13 protein-coding genes and 2 tRNA genes are annotated in these 15,094 nt (G+C 70.3%); 4 read left to right on the top strand and 11 right to left on the bottom strand.

Annotated elements, in window-relative coordinates:
* Positions 1-297: 297 nt before the first annotated feature.
* From AB0I22_RS29260 to AB0I22_RS29275, 4 genes are all read right to left on the bottom strand, one after another.
* Positions 298-2,394, bottom strand: a complete 2,097-nt coding sequence (locus AB0I22_RS29260) for a glycosyltransferase family 39 protein (RefSeq protein ID WP_363133947.1) — start codon at positions 2,392-2,394, stop codon at positions 298-300.
* Complete coding sequence (locus AB0I22_RS29265; protein WP_363133948.1) at positions 2,391-4,001, bottom strand: bifunctional glycosyltransferase family 2/GtrA family protein; 1,611 nt, start codon at positions 3,999-4,001, stop codon at positions 2,391-2,393. The genes AB0I22_RS29260 and AB0I22_RS29265 overlap by 4 nt, the downstream gene beginning before the upstream one ends.
* 39 nt (positions 4,002-4,040) lie before the next feature.
* On the bottom strand, positions 4,041-5,669 hold the full coding sequence (locus AB0I22_RS29270; protein WP_363133962.1) for a HAMP domain-containing sensor histidine kinase: 1,629 nt from the start codon (positions 5,667-5,669) through the stop codon (positions 4,041-4,043).
* Positions 5,670-5,858: 189 nt separating this feature from the next.
* Positions 5,859-6,605, bottom strand: a complete 747-nt coding sequence (locus AB0I22_RS29275) for a response regulator transcription factor (protein ID WP_363133949.1) — start codon at positions 6,603-6,605, stop codon at positions 5,859-5,861.
* 129 nt (positions 6,606-6,734) lie between these two features.
* On the opposite strand from AB0I22_RS29275, the gene AB0I22_RS29280 reads away from it, so the two are divergent.
* Together AB0I22_RS29280 and AB0I22_RS29285 are read left to right on the top strand one after the other, a co-directional pair.
* Complete coding sequence (locus AB0I22_RS29280; protein ID WP_363133950.1) at positions 6,735-7,643, top strand: TIGR03620 family F420-dependent LLM class oxidoreductase; 909 nt, start codon at positions 6,735-6,737, stop codon at positions 7,641-7,643.
* Between the two features lie 20 nt (positions 7,644-7,663).
* A complete protein-coding gene (locus tag AB0I22_RS29285; RefSeq protein ID WP_363133951.1) occupies positions 7,664-8,230 on the top strand; it encodes an NADPH-dependent FMN reductase in 567 nt (188 codons plus the stop codon).
* 96 nt (positions 8,231-8,326) lie between these two features.
* On the opposite strand, the gene AB0I22_RS29290 is transcribed toward AB0I22_RS29285, so the two are convergent.
* Positions 8,327-8,400: transfer RNA gene (locus AB0I22_RS29290), tRNA-Met, on the bottom strand.
* Between the two features lie 108 nt (positions 8,401-8,508).
* Between AB0I22_RS29290 and AB0I22_RS29295 the strand changes: the two genes are divergently transcribed.
* Entirely contained in the window at positions 8,509-9,300 is a 792-nt protein-coding gene (locus AB0I22_RS29295) for an alpha/beta hydrolase (protein ID WP_363133952.1), read from the top strand.
* Between the two features lie 66 nt (positions 9,301-9,366).
* Here the strand turns inward: AB0I22_RS29295 and AB0I22_RS29300 are convergent.
* From AB0I22_RS29300 to AB0I22_RS29325, 6 genes are all read right to left on the bottom strand, one after another.
* Positions 9,367-9,440, bottom strand: a tRNA-Met gene (locus AB0I22_RS29300).
* Positions 9,441-9,571: 131 nt separating this feature from the next.
* Complete coding sequence (locus AB0I22_RS29305) at positions 9,572-10,480, bottom strand: MerR family transcriptional regulator (protein WP_363133953.1); 909 nt, start codon at positions 10,478-10,480, stop codon at positions 9,572-9,574.
* A 711-nt stretch (positions 10,481-11,191) separates the two neighbouring features.
* Positions 11,192-11,758, bottom strand: a complete 567-nt coding sequence (locus AB0I22_RS29310; RefSeq protein ID WP_363133954.1) for a hypothetical protein — start codon at positions 11,756-11,758, stop codon at positions 11,192-11,194.
* 642 nt (positions 11,759-12,400) lie between these two features.
* Entirely contained in the window at positions 12,401-12,817 is a 417-nt protein-coding gene (locus AB0I22_RS29315) for a hypothetical protein (RefSeq protein ID WP_363133955.1), read from the bottom strand.
* Positions 12,811-13,236, bottom strand: a complete 426-nt coding sequence (locus tag AB0I22_RS29320) for an ATP-binding protein (protein WP_363133956.1) — start codon at positions 13,234-13,236, stop codon at positions 12,811-12,813. The genes AB0I22_RS29315 and AB0I22_RS29320 overlap by 7 nt, the downstream gene beginning before the upstream one ends.
* 46 nt (positions 13,237-13,282) lie before the next feature.
* Positions 13,283-13,690, bottom strand: coding sequence for an NUDIX domain-containing protein (locus AB0I22_RS29325; RefSeq protein WP_363133963.1), 408 nt, complete (start codon positions 13,688-13,690; stop codon positions 13,283-13,285).
* Positions 13,691-13,799: 109 nt separating this feature from the next.
* On the opposite strand from AB0I22_RS29325, the gene AB0I22_RS29330 reads away from it, so the two are divergent.
* Positions 13,800-14,588 carry a GntR family transcriptional regulator gene (locus AB0I22_RS29330; protein ID WP_030892557.1) on the top strand — a complete coding sequence of 263 codons (789 nt, stop codon included), beginning with the start codon at positions 13,800-13,802 and terminating at the stop codon, positions 14,586-14,588.
* The last annotated feature ends 506 nt before the right edge of the window (positions 14,589-15,094 follow it).

Raw genomic sequence — 15,094 nt, forward strand, 5'->3', positions numbered from 1 at the left:
TTACACCGTACAACAGCGACTCATACGTCGTACAAGTGATTTTTTACGGGCGTGCGGCGGCCGACATTCCACTTACCGTGGACACGGCCGCCGCCAGCGGCTTTCCGCCGGTCGATCCGCTTTCCGCCGTTCCTTCCGTCGCGATTCGGGATTCCGGACTTCGCTGCGGCGCCGCGCCTTCTCCGCGTCCGCCCGCGCCTTCTCCGCGTCCGCCCGCATCCGACCGCGTCCGCCCGCATCCGCCCGCGTCCGCCCGCGTCCGCCCGCGTCCACCAGCGGCTCCCGCCGCAGCCCCTGCTACGACTCCTTCTGCGCCTTCGGCTTCGTCAGGTCGTAGAGCGTGCTCTTGCCCTCCTTGACCTTCTGGAAATTCGCCTTCACCCAGGAAGTGATCGCCGAGCCGTAGCCCGCCTGCCGCTGTCCGCCCAGCCGTTCCGGCTCGGCGAAGTAATGGATCTTCCCCTGCCGCACGGCTTCCTTGAACGCGTCGAGCGTCGGCGACGGATCGCTGCCGTTGAATCCGCCGATCGCCATCACCGGCTTTCCGGTGGCGAGTTGATAACTCGCCGCGTTGTGCGAACCGACCGTGGCCAGCGCCCAGGTGTAGTCCTCGGCGTCGGCCTTCACCGCGGCCTTGGCCTGGGCGGAGATGTCCTGGCCGTCGAGCAGGCCGCCGACGCCCACGAGCACCGGCCCCTTGCCGCGCCGGTCGCCCCCGGGCCCGCCGCCCGCGCCGCCCTGCGGGCCGCCCGGAGCCTTCTTGGGCTGCTTGCCCGCGGCGAAGAAGGCGCCGCCGGCGCCCTTCTTGCCGCGCATCACCATCCCCATCCCCGACTGCCCGGAGGCCGGCCCCGCCGTCACGATCGAGCCGCTGTGCGGGGTGCCGACGGTGTTGGCCACGTACGCGACGGGCCCGCCCACCGAAGCGGCGAGGCCCACGCCCGCCGCCCACCACGCCAGCCGCCGCCCTAGCCGCGCCACGACCAGCAGCGCGAGCGCCGCCGCCACGCCGCCGATCAGCACGGACCAGCGCAGCCACGGCAGCCAGTGGGCGGTGCGCCCGAGGAGCACGTACGACCAGACGGCCGTCAGCGCCACCGTCGCGCCCAGCACGACGGCCGCCGCCGGGCGGGCCCGCCGCCGCCACAGCACCACCGTGCCCATGCCGACGAGCGCGGCGATGTACGGGGCCAGGGCGACGTTGTAGTACTGGTGGAAGATCCCCGACATGAAGCTGAACGTCAGGAACGTCATCAGCAGCGCCCCGCCCCAGGCGAGGAACGCCCCCCGCTCACCGGCGAGCAGCGCCGCGTCCGTACCCCGGCCGCGCCAGGCCAGCCACACCCCGGCGAGCAGCAGGAGGAAGGCCGCGGGCAGCAGCCACGCGATCTGACCGCCCATGTCGGCCCCGAACAGCCGGGTGAAGCCCGTCCCGCCCCAGCCGCCGCCCCTGCCGCCCTCGTCCCCGGTGATCCGGCCGAAGCCGTTGTAGCCGAAGGTCAGCCCGAGGAAGCTGTTGTCCTGCGAACCGCCGATGTACGGGCGCGAGGACTTCGGCCACAGCTCGACGATCGCCACCCACCAGCCCGCCGAGACCAGCATCGCCAGCCCCGCCCACAGGAGTTGGGCCAGCCGCCTGCGCACCCGGGTCGGCGCGCACAGCACGTACAGCAGGGCCAGCGGCGGCACGATCAGCCACGCCTGGAGCGTCTTCGTCAGGAAGCCCAGCCCGAAGCAGACCCCGGCCAGCACCAGCCACTTCGTACGGGCGTCGTCCAGGCCCCGCAGCACGCAGTACACCGCGCAGACCATCAGCAGGCACAGCAGCGCGTCGGGGTTGTTGAAGCGGAACATCAGCACGGCCACGGGAGTGAGCGCGCAGACCGCGCCGGCCAGCAGCCCGGCAGCCGGCCCGAAGTGCCGCTTCACGGCGGCGTACAGCACGCCCACCGTCGCGACGCCCATCAGCGCCTCGGGCACCAGGACCGACCAGGAGCTGAGCCCGAAGAGCCGTACGGACAGGGCCATCGGCCACAGCGCGCCCGGCGGCTTGTCCACGGTGATGGAGTTCGCCGCGTCGGACGAGCCGAAGAACATCGCCTTCCAGCTCTCGCTCCCCGCCTGCACGGCGGCCGAGTAGAACTCGTTGGCGTAGCGGGACGCGCCCAGGTCCCACACGTAGAGCACGGCGGTCACGGCCAGCAGCCCCAGCAGTCCGGGCCGCGCCCAGCCGGGGTCTTCCAGGTGGCCGCGCCAGAAGCGGCGCGGCAGCCCGCGCAGTCCGGGCGGCCGGGCGTCCGGCCCGTACGCCGGTACGGAGCCGGTACGTCCGTGGCGCGGCTCGCCCCGCAGGCGCGTGGGCGGCATCGGGGCGTCGGGGTGGTGGGTGGTCATCGGGTGCTCCTCGGGGCGTAGTCGCGTCCCCGGTCGAGGTGGCTGGGGCGGCTGCCGCGGGCGTCACGGGCTTCGCGGGGGTCACGCGCGTCACGGGCTTCGTGGGCGTCACGGGCGTCGATGCGGCGGCCTTCATGGCTTGTGCCGCCCGTACGGCCCGTACGGCCTGTTCGACCGTCCTGGCCGCCCCGACTGTCCCTGCCGTCCCGGCTGTCGCCGCCGGTCTCATGGTCGGTGACGCTCGTACGGCCCATGCGACTGTCGTGGCCACGGCCGCCGGCGCCACCGGCTTCGTGACAGGTACGGCTCGTCACACTCAAGCGCCGTTGTGACGCTTCGTCAGCGCCGGCGACGTCCCGGTCCCGTCCCGCCGGGAAGACCCAGGCGCGGAACAGCAGGAAGCGCAGCACCGTCGCCGCGAGGTTGGCGGCCACCAGGACCGACAGCTCCGCGCCGTGCGAGGCGCCCGTGCCGGCCCCGCCCGCCGCCGCGTCCAGGGCCGCCAGCGAACCGCTCGTCAGGGCGAGCCCGATGCCGAAGACGACGAGGCCCTGCGCCTGATGGCGTACGGCCCGCTCCCGGCCGCGCACCCCGAAGGTGAGCCGCCGGTTGGCGGCCGTATTGGCGAGGGCGGAGACCAGCAGGGCCAGCCCGTTGGCGACCTGCGCGCCGACGCCGAGCCGGAAGATCGAGTACAGGCCCAGATAGAACAGGGTGCTCAACGCGCCCACCACGCAGAACCCGACGAGCTGCCGGGCCAGCCCGCCCGGCACGCCGGTCAGCTCGCGGTCGCGCGGGTCCGTGCCGAACGGCCGGCTGAGCCGGTCCAGCGGCAGCGCCCCGGTGGCCAGCGCCCGCCCCACCCGCCATACGCCCTTGAGGTCCTCCGCGGCCGTACGGGCGATGCGCACCGTGCTGTTCGGGTCGTCCACCCAGTCCACGGGCACCTCGTGAATCCGCAGCCCCGCGCGTTCCGCCAGCACCAGGAGTTCCGTGTCGAAGAACCAGCCGCTGTCCTCGACCATCGGCAGCAGCCGGTCCGCGACGTCCTTGCGGATCGCCTTGAAGCCGCACTGCGCGTCCGAGAACCGGGCCGCGAGGCTGGAGCGCAGGATCAGGTTGTACGCGCGCGAGATGAACTCCCGCTTGGGGCCCCGCACCACCCGCGAGCTGCGCGTGAGCCGGGAGCCGATCGCGAGGTCCGAGTGGCCGGAGATCAGCGGCGCCACCAGCGGCAGCAGCGCGTTCAGGTCGGTGGAGAGGTCGACGTCCATGTAGGCGAGGACCGGGGCGTCGGAGAGCGCCCAGACGGTGCGCAGCGCCCGGCCCCGGCCCTTGCGCTCCAGCCGGACGGCGGTGACCTCCTCGATCGCGTCGTCGAGCCGGGCCGACACCTCGGGGGTGCGGTCGGTGCTCGCGTTGTCCGCGATGGTGATCCGGAAGCCGTACGGGAAGGTCGCCGAGAGGTGGTCGTGGAGCCTGCGCACACAGGGTTCGAGGTCGGTCTCCTCGTTGTAGACGGGGATGACGACATCGAGCACGGTCGCCGTGCGCCCGAGGAGCAGATGCTCACGGGCCGGCAACGCGTCGATCGGGGGATGAGTCATATTTCGACTCTCGACAAGTCCCCTGTCACAAGGGTGTGTTCAGCCTGTGGAACGACTGTGAGCGGAAGCGCTCTCACCCAAATCGGCGGAAGGGCACTCGGCGACCTCGGCACTCTCCTCAGCGGACCGGCTGCCCTTCGCGGACGGGCGGTCGCCTTTCCCTGACGGGCCGCCCTTCGCGCAGGAACTCGGGGAGGCGGCGGCAGCGGAGACGGCGGAGGGGGCAGCGGGCAGGTGCACGGCGAAGACCGTACGCCCGGGAACGCTGTCCACCGTCACCCGCCCGCCGTGCGCCTCCACCACCGCCTGCACGATGGCGAGGCCCAGGCCCGTGCTCCCGGCGTTCCGGGAGCGCGAGGCGTCGCCGCGCGCGAACCGTTCGAAGACATGCGGGCGCAGCTCCGCCGGAATCCCCGGCCCGTCGTCCTCGACCGCCAGCACCAGCCGCTGCCCGCGCCGCTCGACGCGGGCGGTCACCTTCGTACCGGGGGGCGTGTGCGTACGGGCGTTGGCGAGCAGGTTGACCAGCACCTGGTGCAGCCGGGCGGGCTCGCCCTGGAGCAGGGCGGGCCGGTCGGGAAGTTCGAGCACCCAGCCGTGGCCGGGCCCGGCCGCCCGCGCGTCGCTCACGGCGTCGACCACGAGCGGAGAGAGGTCGAGCTCCGTGCGCGAGAGCGGGCGGCCGGCGTCCAGGCGCGCGAGCAGCAGCAGGTCCTCGACCAGACCGGACATCCGGTGCGCCTCGGACTCGATGCGGCCCAGCGCGTGCCGCGTGTCGGGGCCGGTCTCCTCCCGTCCCCTGCGCGTGAGTTCGGCGTATCCGCGGATGGAGGCGAGCGGAGTACGCAATTCGTGGCTGGCGTCCGCCACGAACTGTCGTACGCGAGTCTCGCTCTCCTGTCGCGCGGCGAGCGCCGAACCGACGTGCCCCAGCATACGGTTGAACGCCGCGCCGACCTGACCCACCTCCGTATGCGGATCGGCCTCCGCCGCCGGCACGCGCTCGTGCAGCGCCACTTCGCCGCTGTGCAGGGGCAGTTCGGAGACGCGGGTCGCGGTCGCGGCCACCCGGCGCAGCGGGCGCAGCGCGATCCGTACGATCGCGGTGCCGGCGAGGGCGGCGGCGATCAGCCCGGCGGCGGTGACGCAGACCTCGGCGACGATGAGGGTGCTGAGCGTGTCGCGGGCCTCTCTGGTCGGGATGCCGACGAGGTACGTGCCGTTGGCGCCGCTCGCCGACCGTACGCGGTACTCGCCCTGGCCGGGGACGTCGGCGGTGTGCGGGCGGCCGTCGCGCCTGATCCCGGTCAGCGCGCGGATCTGCGCGTCCGTGAGCGGTTCGCGGTCGACGGGCGGGGCGGTGCGCTCGGCGGACTTCTGCTGCACGCTGATGGCGGACGCGACGACCTCGCCGCTGTTGTCGACGACCGCGCCTATGGTGCCCAGCGGCTGGCCGCCGCTGGAGACGAAGCGCAGCGATTCGTCGGTGATGAACACCGGCGTGCGCGGCTCGTGGGGCGGCCCCGCGGCCCGCCCGGCGACCTCGGCGAGGCGGGCGTCCAGCTGGTCGTACAGCGAGGTGCGCAGCGCGATGGTGGTGACGGTGGCGATGACCGCGCAGACGACCGCGACCAGGGCGACGGCGGAGACGACGAGCCGCGTGCGCAGCGACCAGGTGTGGTGCGACCGCCGGACGCGGCGGGGCGGCCGGACGTGATGGGACCGCCGGAGCTTCACCGGGACACGGAACTTCACCGGAACACGGGGCTCACCCGGGGCACGAGTCTCGCCCGGAACACGGGGCTCACCCGGCGCACGGGTCTTTCCGGGCACACGTGGCTTCACCGGGGCACGGCCTCAGTGGACCTCGGCGGCGGGCTTGATGAGATAGCCCGCGCCCCGCCGCGTGTGGATCATCGGCTCCCGGCCGGCGTCGATCTTCCGGCGCAGATACGAGATGTACAGCTCGACGACGTTGGCCTGGCCGCCGAAGTCGTACGACCAGACCCGGTCGAGGATCTGCGGCTTGCTGAGCACCCGGCGCGGATTGCGCATCAGGAAACGCAGCAGCTCGAACTCGGTCGCGGTCAGATGGATCTCCCGGCCGCCGCGCGCCACTTCGTGGCTGTCCTCGTCGAGCACCAGATCGCCGACGGCCAGCACCGAGTCGCTGCGCTGGGCGGCCGCGCCCGAACGGCGCAGCAGCCCGCGCAGCCGCGCGACGACCTCCTCCAGGCTGAACGGCTTGGTGACGTAGTCGTCGCCGCCCGCCGTGAGCCCCGCGATCCGGTCCTCGACGGAGTCCTTGGCCGTCAGGAACAGCACGGGCACCTCGGGACGCTCGCGCCGCAGCCGCCCCAGCACCGAGAGCCCGTCCATGTCGGGCAGCATCATGTCGAGCACCACCGCGTCGGGCCGGAAATCGCTGGCGGTACGGACCGCCCCGGCGCCGTCCGCCGCGGTGCGCACGTCCCAGCCCTCGTAGCGCAGCGCCATCGACAGCAGGTCGGACAGCGCGCTCTCGTCGTCGACGACGAGCACCCGTACGGGGCTCCCGTCGTTTCGCAGCAGCTCGGTACGCCCCTTGGGCGAGGTCGCGGTCATGCTCCCGATCTTCGGACGACGGTCTGAGAGACCCCTTTCACCTGTCTGTGAATCGCCTGAGAATCCGGCGGGAACCGTGCGACGGCCGTGCCGGGAAATAACCCCGGGCGTTCCTCCCGTTCCCCCGGCATGACTTCCACCACACCCGCCACAGCGCCGGAACCCGCCATCGGCCTCGGCCGGATCGGAGTCTGGAGCGCCGCACTCCACTCCGAGGACCCCGACCGGCGCCGCGAGATCGCCGACGCCGCGGCGGAGCTGGACGGACTCGGCTACGGCACGATCTGGGTCGGCGGCAGCCCCTCCCCCGACGACATCGCCGCCGTGCTGGCGGCCACGTCCCGCGCCACCGTCGGCAGCAGCATCCTCAGCGTCTGGCAGCACGAGGCCGCCGACGTGGCGGCCCGGCACGCCGAGCTCGCCGACGCCCACGGCGACCGCTTCGTCCTCGGCCTCGGCGTCAGCCACGCCGAGTTCGGCGACCGCCAGGACCGCCCGTTCGCCGGCCGCCCCTACTCCGCGATGGCCGCCTACCTCGACGCGCTCGACGCCGCGCCCCGCCCCGTACCCGCCTCCCGGCGCGCACTGGCCGCCCTCGGCCCGAAGATGCTGCGGCTCGCCCGCGACCGCTCGCTCGGCGCGCTGCCCTACCTGACCACCGTCGAACAGGTCGCCGAAGCCCGTACGGCCCTGGGCCCCGACGCCGTACTCGCACCCGAACTCAAGGTCGTCCTCGACCCCGACCTCGAACGCGCCCGCGCCACCGCCCGCGGCTACCTCACCGGATACCTCGGCCTGGTCAACTACACCAACAACTTCCGCCGACTCGGCTTCGGCGACGACGACTTCACCGGCGGCGGCAGCGACCGCCTCCTAGACGCCGTCTTCGCCCTCGGCGACGCCCCGGCCGTCCGCAAAAGCGTGGACGCCTTCCTCGCCGCCGGCGCGGACCACCTGGCGATCCAGGCGGTGACCGAGGACACCCGAGGCACTCTCCCGCTCACCGAGTGGCGAACCCTGGCGGAAACCCTCCTGTAGGCCCCGGCTACGGTCCCGCTATGAACCTCCTGGCGATATCGGGCAGCCTGCGCGAGCAGTCCACGAACAACGCGGTGATACATACGGCCTCCGACCTGGCGAAGGCCGAGGGCTGGACGGCCACGAGGCTGGCCGGGATCGGCGAGCTGCCCCACTTCAACCAGGACCTGGACGTCGAGGGCGCGCAGCCCATCGCCCCGGTGGAGGCGCTGCGCGAGGCGGTCCGCGAGGCGGACGCGCTGCTGTTCGTCAGCCCGGAGTACGCGCACGGGGTGCCCGGCGTCCTGCGCAACGCCATCGAGTGGCTGGTGAGCAGCGGCGCGCTCGGCGACAAGCCGACCGCGGTGGTCACCGCGTCCCCGCACCCCGGCGGCGGCTCGTACGCACAAGCCCAGCTGCGCGAGACGCTGTCGATGCTGACGGGCGCGCTGGTCGAGGACGCGTGCCTGGAGCTGGACGCGATGGGCCCGAAGACCGACCGCGAGGCGAACAGAATCAAGGACGAGCCGACGTTGAGCCGGCTGTCGAGGTCCCTCCGGACCCTGCGCACAGCGGCCGCCGCCGGCGCCGGCCCCCTCGCGGAGTGAACACCCGAAATCCCCGAACGATCGAAAACCCCGAAGGCCCGAAAACCCCGAAGGCCCGGTTCTGGATCTCGTCCAGAACCGGGCCTTCGGTGACAGTAGCGGGGACAGGATTTGAACCTGCGACCTCTGGGTTATGAGCCCAGCGAGCTACCGAGCTGCTCCACCCCGCGTCGGTGAACATGACACTACGCGAAGATCGCGACTGAGGGAAATCAACGGCCCGCCCCCAGCGTTGAGCCGATCGAGAACAGCAGGATCAGCGCAACCTGGAGGTCTGGGTGACGATTTACACCGAGCATGTGGACAAGGCGGCGGGCCGCGTCCGCCTGGCGTACGACCAGGGCGGGACCGCTTCCGACCAGCCGCCCATGCTCTTCGTGCACGGCGCCGGGTGCGACCGCTCGCACTTCGAACGGCAGTTCACCCACTTCGCCCCGTCGCACCCGGTGGCATCCCTGGACCTGCGCGGCCACGGGGAGAGCGACCACCCCGACCCGGCGGTCCCCGGCACGTACGAGGTCGAGGCCTTCGCCGAAGACGTACTGGCCGTGTCAGCCGCGGCGGGCTTCGACCGCCCCATCGTGGTCGGCCACAGCCTCGGCGGCCTCATCGCCCTGACCTGCGCGACCCGCCCCGACGCCATACGAGCCGCCGTACTGGTCGACCCGGCCCCGATCCTCGACGAACGCTTCAGGAGCGTCTTCGCCGGCAGCATCGCGAACGTCGAAGCCGACGAGGACGGCTCCTGGCGCCGCGACTTCATCACCGCCGCCATCCCGCCCACCGACACCTACCGCCGCGACGAAATCATCACCGGCTTCGGCTCGGCGCCCCCCGCGATCGCCGCCGCGAACTGGCGCGTCGTAGCCGACTTCGACGGCGCGTCGACCCTCCCGAAGACCCAGGTCCCCATCCTGGCCATCTACGCACGCGAGCCGGACCCGGGCCTCCGCGACGCCCCCAACATGACCATCGGCCAGACAGTAGGCGCCGGCCACTTCAACCAGCTCCAGGCCCCCGACCAGGTCAACGCCATGATCGCCCGCTTCCTGGAAACAACCGCGCTGTAGCCGCCACCCCGAAAACCCCGAAGGCCCGGTTCTGGATCTCGTCCAGAACCGGGCCTTCGGTAACAGTAGCGGGGACAGGATTTGAACCTGCGACCTCTGGGTTATGAGCCCAGCGAGCTACCGAGCTGCTCCACCCCGCGTCGGTGAACATGACACTACGCGAAGACCGCGACTGAGGGAAATCAACGACGGCCCGGAGATATTGAGGCATCCGGGAACAGCAGGATCTACACGGGGCGGGCAGGTGGACAAGGCGGCGGGGCCACACCCGTCACTCTCCACCACTGCCGACGGTCAACGATTCGGTGATGAGGGCCTCCACGAGCCAACTGTGGGACGACCCCAAGGTCGGCTCGCTGCTGGAGGTGACGACGGACAGGTGCTGCCAGTACTCGCGGAACAAGGGGACAGTGGTGCGGAATTCCGCCGCGATGAAGGCACGGTAGGCGGGGGTGTCCTCGGTGCCGCGGCCGCGGGCGCAAGCGGAGGCGAAGGCGCCCAGCGCCGAGCAACGCTGCGGCGGCAGGCCGGCCGCGACGATGGGGGTGGCCTGTTCGGAGGCGTCGAGGAGCTCGGCGTACAGCGACGCCTTGTCGTCGACGTAGGGCGCGGCCCAGTAGAGCAGGAACTGCGGCTCCGTCACGAGAGCGTGAAGCTCGGCGTAGGCGAGAACGGTCTCGGGCGTGGGCGCGCTCGGCGGCTCGGGGATGCTCTGCGCGGTGATGGCATCGGTCAGCCGCCTGGGCACGGAGGCGGGCACGATGCGCCCCCACGCCCGGGAGATATCCGCCGCCGCCTGCGGCAGGCTGTGGACCCGGGCCAGCAGCCGGAGCCGGCGCAGCCGTTTGGCGCCGGGACAGTCATCCAACGCCCGTAACACGGCCTCCCGCCAACGGAGTTCCCCCAGCCGGGCCCTGGTGTCGCTCAGCTGCTCGGCCAGCAGGTCATCGAGAGGCAGCTCCCCGTCGGCGACCTTGATGATGGACTCGATCGAGAGGCTCAGGGCGCGCAGATGCCGTATGAACCGAAGCTGTTCGAGCGCCTCGGGCAGATACCTGCGGTGACCACCCTCACTGCGGCCGGCGATCGGCAGCAGCCCGACATCGGAGTAGTACCGGACGGTCTTCACCGACAGCCCCGCACGGGCCGCCAGCTCCCCAATCGACCAAGTGTCCTGCATCACAGTCCCTTGAATCTCCCCCACACCGGAGCATCTAGCGTAGGAACCGCCGGGCCGAAGAAAACAGATGCCGGACGGGCACAGCTGTCGGGCGGCCAGTTCGACGGCGGCAGAGGGATGCCTCCACGCCACGCCCCGGCCTGCCGCCCGAACGGGGCCCCTGGGGCCGGTGCGCAACAGGGGAGCGCACCGTACCCAGGGCCCCCACACCGCCACAGCCCCTCGCACCGCACACCCCGCAGCCGAACGGCCCCGCCCCCGTCAGGCGCGTGCCCGCCCACACCAACGCCAAAGGCCCCGCCGATTTCCTCGGCGGGGCCCCTGACCTGCTGTGCGCTCGGCAGGATTCGACCCTGCAACCTTCTGATCCGTAGCTCTAGAGAGATCGGTCACCAGCGGCCATACAGATTGCCATCAGGGCTTCAAGAACCATTACGAGGTGTTGCTGGTTGCTGCGGTTGCTGTACTTCGCTGCTGTACCGCACTGCCACCGACCGCAGGCTACCGCTGCTTGCACTTGAACCTGCCAGCCCCTAAGACGCGGGTTCCCTTCCCAGGGACCAAGATCTCGTGGACATAATGACAGCCTTCGTCACTGCCTGTTGTTCCAGTCTGCCTCTGTCCCTCCGTCAAGGCCCCGCCTCCGCACACCGGGCGACAGGACACGCAAACTCGCCGGTCATCCCTGGTGCAAATGTCTTCATTGGACTTCTAGCCAGCTGAATCCGCGAAGCTAACCTCTCCTCGCATCATGAGCCGCATCCTCTTCGGACCGAGTAGTCGACCGGTCGCGATCCAGTTGATGAACTCGGTCAAATCATCCATGACTTCGTCACTTGCGGGATGGCCGAACCGCCACCGTTGGATGAGGATGCGTGGGCGAGTCTGTATGACTGTCAACGTCTCGTCACCATAGGGCCAACGTGCGATAGCCCCGGAGCGAGCTAGGTGAAAACAGGTGTTACTCGCATCAGTGTTACCGATCTCCAAGGGGGCCCAGTTCTGCGTGATGGTTTCAGCTTGGGAGTGACAGGTCTGGGGGTCGTTGAAGTGCCCGTTGAGGGGGATCTTCCACCGCACTTGCCCGTCGTCGTCCGCACCTCTCTGGTTGGTATCGACAGTCGCCGATACACCTGTGGGGAGGTTGTCGAGTGCTTGTTGGTTGCCTTGGCGCTTGGCATCTCTCCCTGGCTTGGTGCCAACCTTGACCTCGGCGATGGTCAGCATGCCTTCCATCCACAACCCTGCAAGACAGCGGAGGGCGAATAACTGGCCCATGTCCCAACCGTTAAATGGCTGTCCCAGTACTGCGATGCGATCCGACCACTCGTCATCACGCGTCCATCGATACATGCCAGCGAGAGCCCGAGCACCCCAATCAGTCTCGGCCCATGCCTCTGCCATGTGGTCGGCTGCTCGACGATGGATGCTTCGTCCTCGTTCCATGCCGAAAGAGTACGAAGCCCCGCTGACACTCACGCAGGCCAGTAGAGCCCACAGGCGGCAGGGGGGGCTGCCCAGCAGCACCACTCGCCCCAGCTCCCATCCCGTCCGCCGTCGACCCACACACCGTGGAGCGGGCGTGGTTCATGGCGTCCAGGTGGAGCGCGCCACTGTACGAACGACCTGGACGCCATGGGCCGCGTCTGCTCGGCTCTGCCTGGGTCGACGGTGGACGGGATGGGAGCTCCCCACGCCAACTACATACTGCCGGCACACGCGAACGGTGCCCTTCCCATCCCGGAGTCGGAGCGCCCCCGCCGGAGGCATCTGTTCTGAGGTCAAGCGGCTCTCCGCTGCTGTTGCGCGGCGCGGTGGACCGGGCCGGAGCGGGGCGGAGACAGGAGCGGCGGGCCGGGGAGCGGGGCCGCGCGCGGGGAGCGGAGCGAGCCGCCTTGAACCTGTAGAGAAAGTTGTAACTCATCGGGTCGGGGATGGACTGCTGATGGTCTCGTATGGGGCTGGGCGGCTGGTGAACTGTTCCGCGCATGGTGGGAGTTGCTTGGACTCGCGGTCGGCCAGGGGTAGGAAGATGACGGGGCGGACGTACCACCCGATGCGGGTGTCCTTCTGCGTGAGGGAGAACGTCGCCGCCTCGCCCTGCTTCAAGGTGCGTTCCATGTCCAGGTAGCCGCCCAGGACCCATTCCCCCGCGTCTCGGTTGGCTCCTGTGTCGAGAGCTGTGGCGATGGTTCGCACGGTGTTGTTAATCCAGTGGGTTGCCTGACCGGGGCTGTCGGCCGCGATGGAGGCCAGTACCGCCGGGTGTTCGCCCGTCGACGGGGAGAGGATCGTGCATTCGCACCAGTAACCGTGGTGCAGCGGAATGTTCAGCATGGTGCTGTTCCTGCCAGGGGTGGGCGGAGTTCGGCGGTGACGGTTCGGCCGTGGTCGTTGCCGGTGATGTCGAGTCGGGCCGCGAGGGTCATGACGATGCTCAGGCCCCGGCCGTGGGTGGCGTCGTCGGCGGCGTGGGTGACGTGCGGAGCGGTGGGGTGTCCGCCGTCGTCCGTGACCGAGATGGCGACGAACAGCGGGGTCACGGCCAAGGTGATCTGGAGGGTTCCGGTCTCGCTGCCGCTGGCCGTGTGGGTGAGGGCGTTGGTGCTCAGCTCGCTCACGATGAGTTCGGCGTCGTCGGCGCACGGGTGGGCGCTGAGGATGTCGCGTATCCAGCGGCGGGCGCGGGCCACTTCTTCTTCAGAACCTGGGCAGATCAGGCCCCAGACCCGTACTCTGCTCGTATACTCGTCCATACAAGTCACTCCGTGCTGGTAGGCGACTATGGATAGCGGTTTTGTGCTAGACGAGTCGCACGCCGTCGTGGGCGCGGACGGCCGGCGGGGATACGTTGTCGAGTGCGTCAAGGACGCGGATCGCGTATGCCTCGTCGGCAAGCTCGGCGACCTCATCGCGGGCGGCCCAGCGCAGGGCGCGGGTCTCCGCTCCGGTGGTCGGGGTGCCGTCTATCGCCTCACAGCGGAAGACCATGGAGACGATCAGGCCGGTCATGTTCTTGTAGACGCCGGTGAGGGTCGCGGGAAGCGCGATCTTGAGGCCGGTCTCTTCGAGGACTTCGCGTTGCAGGGCGTCGGGGATCGATTCCTCGCGTTCGAGCACGCCGCCGGGCGGTTCCCACTTACCGTTGTCCCGCCGCTTGATCAGCAACGCGCGGCCCGCGTCGTCGACGATCACCCCAGCGACGCTCACGGAGTGCGGACGATCAGTGCTCACGTTCTTCGGTCCCCTCGGCTGGCTAGGCTTTCCACCGTAGCAACACGGGTCAGCCGCTCGTCTAGATATCTAAGGGAGTACGTACATGCCTCCTCTCGCCTCGGGCCTCCTGGGCGCGCTGGACCCGACCAGTGACCGCGCGGTGTTCCGGCAGATCGCCGACCAGCTCCGCGAAGCGATCGACAAGCAGCGCTTCCGGGAGGGCGACAAGCTGCCCTCGGAGACTGAGCTGGTCGAGCACTTCGGGGTGTCCCGGATGACCGTCCGCAACGCGTTCTCCCTCCTTCAAGGAGAAGGGCTCGCGGTCTCCGAACACGGGAAAGGCGTCTTCGTCCGGCCCCGGCCCCCTGTGCGGCGACTGGCCTCGGACCGCTTCGCGCGCCGCCATCGCGATCAAGGAAAGTCCGCCTTCACCGTGGAGGCGGAAGCCGCGGGAAGCCGCCCCGAGGTCGACGGCCTGGAGGTGAAGGAGGAACGCCCCTCGCAGGACATCGCGGCCCGGCTCGGCTCACCCCGCAAGGTCCTCGCCCGGCGGCGCCGCTACCTGCTCGACGGCCGGCCGGTCGAGTTCGCGACCTCGTACCTTCCGCTCGACCTGGCCCGGAACACCCCGATCGCCGAACCCAACCCCGGCCCCGGCGGCATCTACGCCAGGCTGGAGGAGATGGGTCACCGCCTGGACCACTTCGAGGAAGAGATCCGGGCCCGGATGCCCTCGCCCACCGAGGTGCGGACGCTGCATCTCGCTTCGGGCGTGCCGGTGATCCATCTGGTGCGTACGGCCTTCAACACCGATGGCCGGGCCGTCGAGGTCTGCGACACCGTAATGGCGGCGGACGCGTACGTCCTCGCCTACCAGCTCCCCGCCACCTGACGGACGCGACTCCGGACGCCGCGCCGCCCGCCCCCCCGGACTCGTACACACCAACCCGCAGGCCCGTGCAGACGAGTTGGCGAGTGGTGTGGCCGCCGGGCACCCTGGGCCCCTGCTGGCTCCGGGGCGAAGGCCGGTGAACATCGCGGCCTCCGTCGAGCAACTCAGCCAAGCCTTTGGCGTTCACGCTGTCACTCAGCGCTGCCTCGCGCGACACCCACGATGACGACGATACGAGCGGCGTTCCTGCCGTGATCTGATCCCGCTCGGCCGTTGATGTCAGCGTGGATGTCAGCACAAACGCCAAAGGCCCCGCCGATTTCCCGGCGGGGCCTCTGACCTGCTGTGCGCTCGGCAGGATTCGAACCTGCAACCTTCTGATCCGTAGCTTTGGGCAAGGCTGTGCGGCGTCTAGGGCCTGTATTGAGTTGTGGTCACTGAGTGGTTTGGGTGAGGTCTTTGATCCAGATCATGGAGGCGCGGAGGTGGAGTCCGGCGAGGTAGCT

It is taken from the genome of Streptomyces sp. NPDC050610 (genome assembly GCF_040654875.1).
Taxonomy (GTDB): domain Bacteria; phylum Actinomycetota; class Actinomycetes; order Streptomycetales; family Streptomycetaceae; genus Streptomyces.

What these genes read in the sequence shown, in the direction of transcription:
- AB0I22_RS29260 (WP_363133947.1), bottom strand. Translation starts at nt 2,394, where the DNA reads ATGACCACCCACCACCCCGACGCCCCGATGCCGCCCACGCGCCTGCGG.
- AB0I22_RS29265 (WP_363133948.1), bottom strand. Translation starts at nt 4,001, where the DNA reads ATGACTCATCCCCCGATCGACGCGTTGCCGGCCCGTGAGCATCTGCTC.
- AB0I22_RS29275 (WP_363133949.1), bottom strand. Translation starts at nt 6,605, where the DNA reads ATGACCGCGACCTCGCCCAAGGGGCGTACCGAGCTGCTGCGAAACGAC.
- AB0I22_RS29280 (WP_363133950.1), top strand. Translation starts at nt 6,735, where the DNA reads ATGACTTCCACCACACCCGCCACAGCGCCGGAACCCGCCATCGGCCTC.
- AB0I22_RS29285 (WP_363133951.1), top strand. Translation starts at nt 7,664, where the DNA reads ATGAACCTCCTGGCGATATCGGGCAGCCTGCGCGAGCAGTCCACGAAC.
- AB0I22_RS29305 (WP_363133953.1), bottom strand. Translation starts at nt 10,480, where the DNA reads ATGCAGGACACTTGGTCGATTGGGGAGCTGGCGGCCCGTGCGGGGCTG.
- AB0I22_RS29310 (WP_363133954.1), bottom strand. Translation starts at nt 11,758, where the DNA reads ATGGGCCAGTTATTCGCCCTCCGCTGTCTTGCAGGGTTGTGGATGGAA.
- AB0I22_RS29315 (WP_363133955.1), bottom strand. Translation starts at nt 12,817, where the DNA reads ATGCTGAACATTCCGCTGCACCACGGTTACTGGTGCGAATGCACGATC.
- AB0I22_RS29320 (WP_363133956.1), bottom strand. Translation starts at nt 13,236, where the DNA reads ATGGACGAGTATACGAGCAGAGTACGGGTCTGGGGCCTGATCTGCCCA.
- AB0I22_RS29330 (WP_030892557.1), top strand. Translation starts at nt 13,800, where the DNA reads ATGCCTCCTCTCGCCTCGGGCCTCCTGGGCGCGCTGGACCCGACCAGT.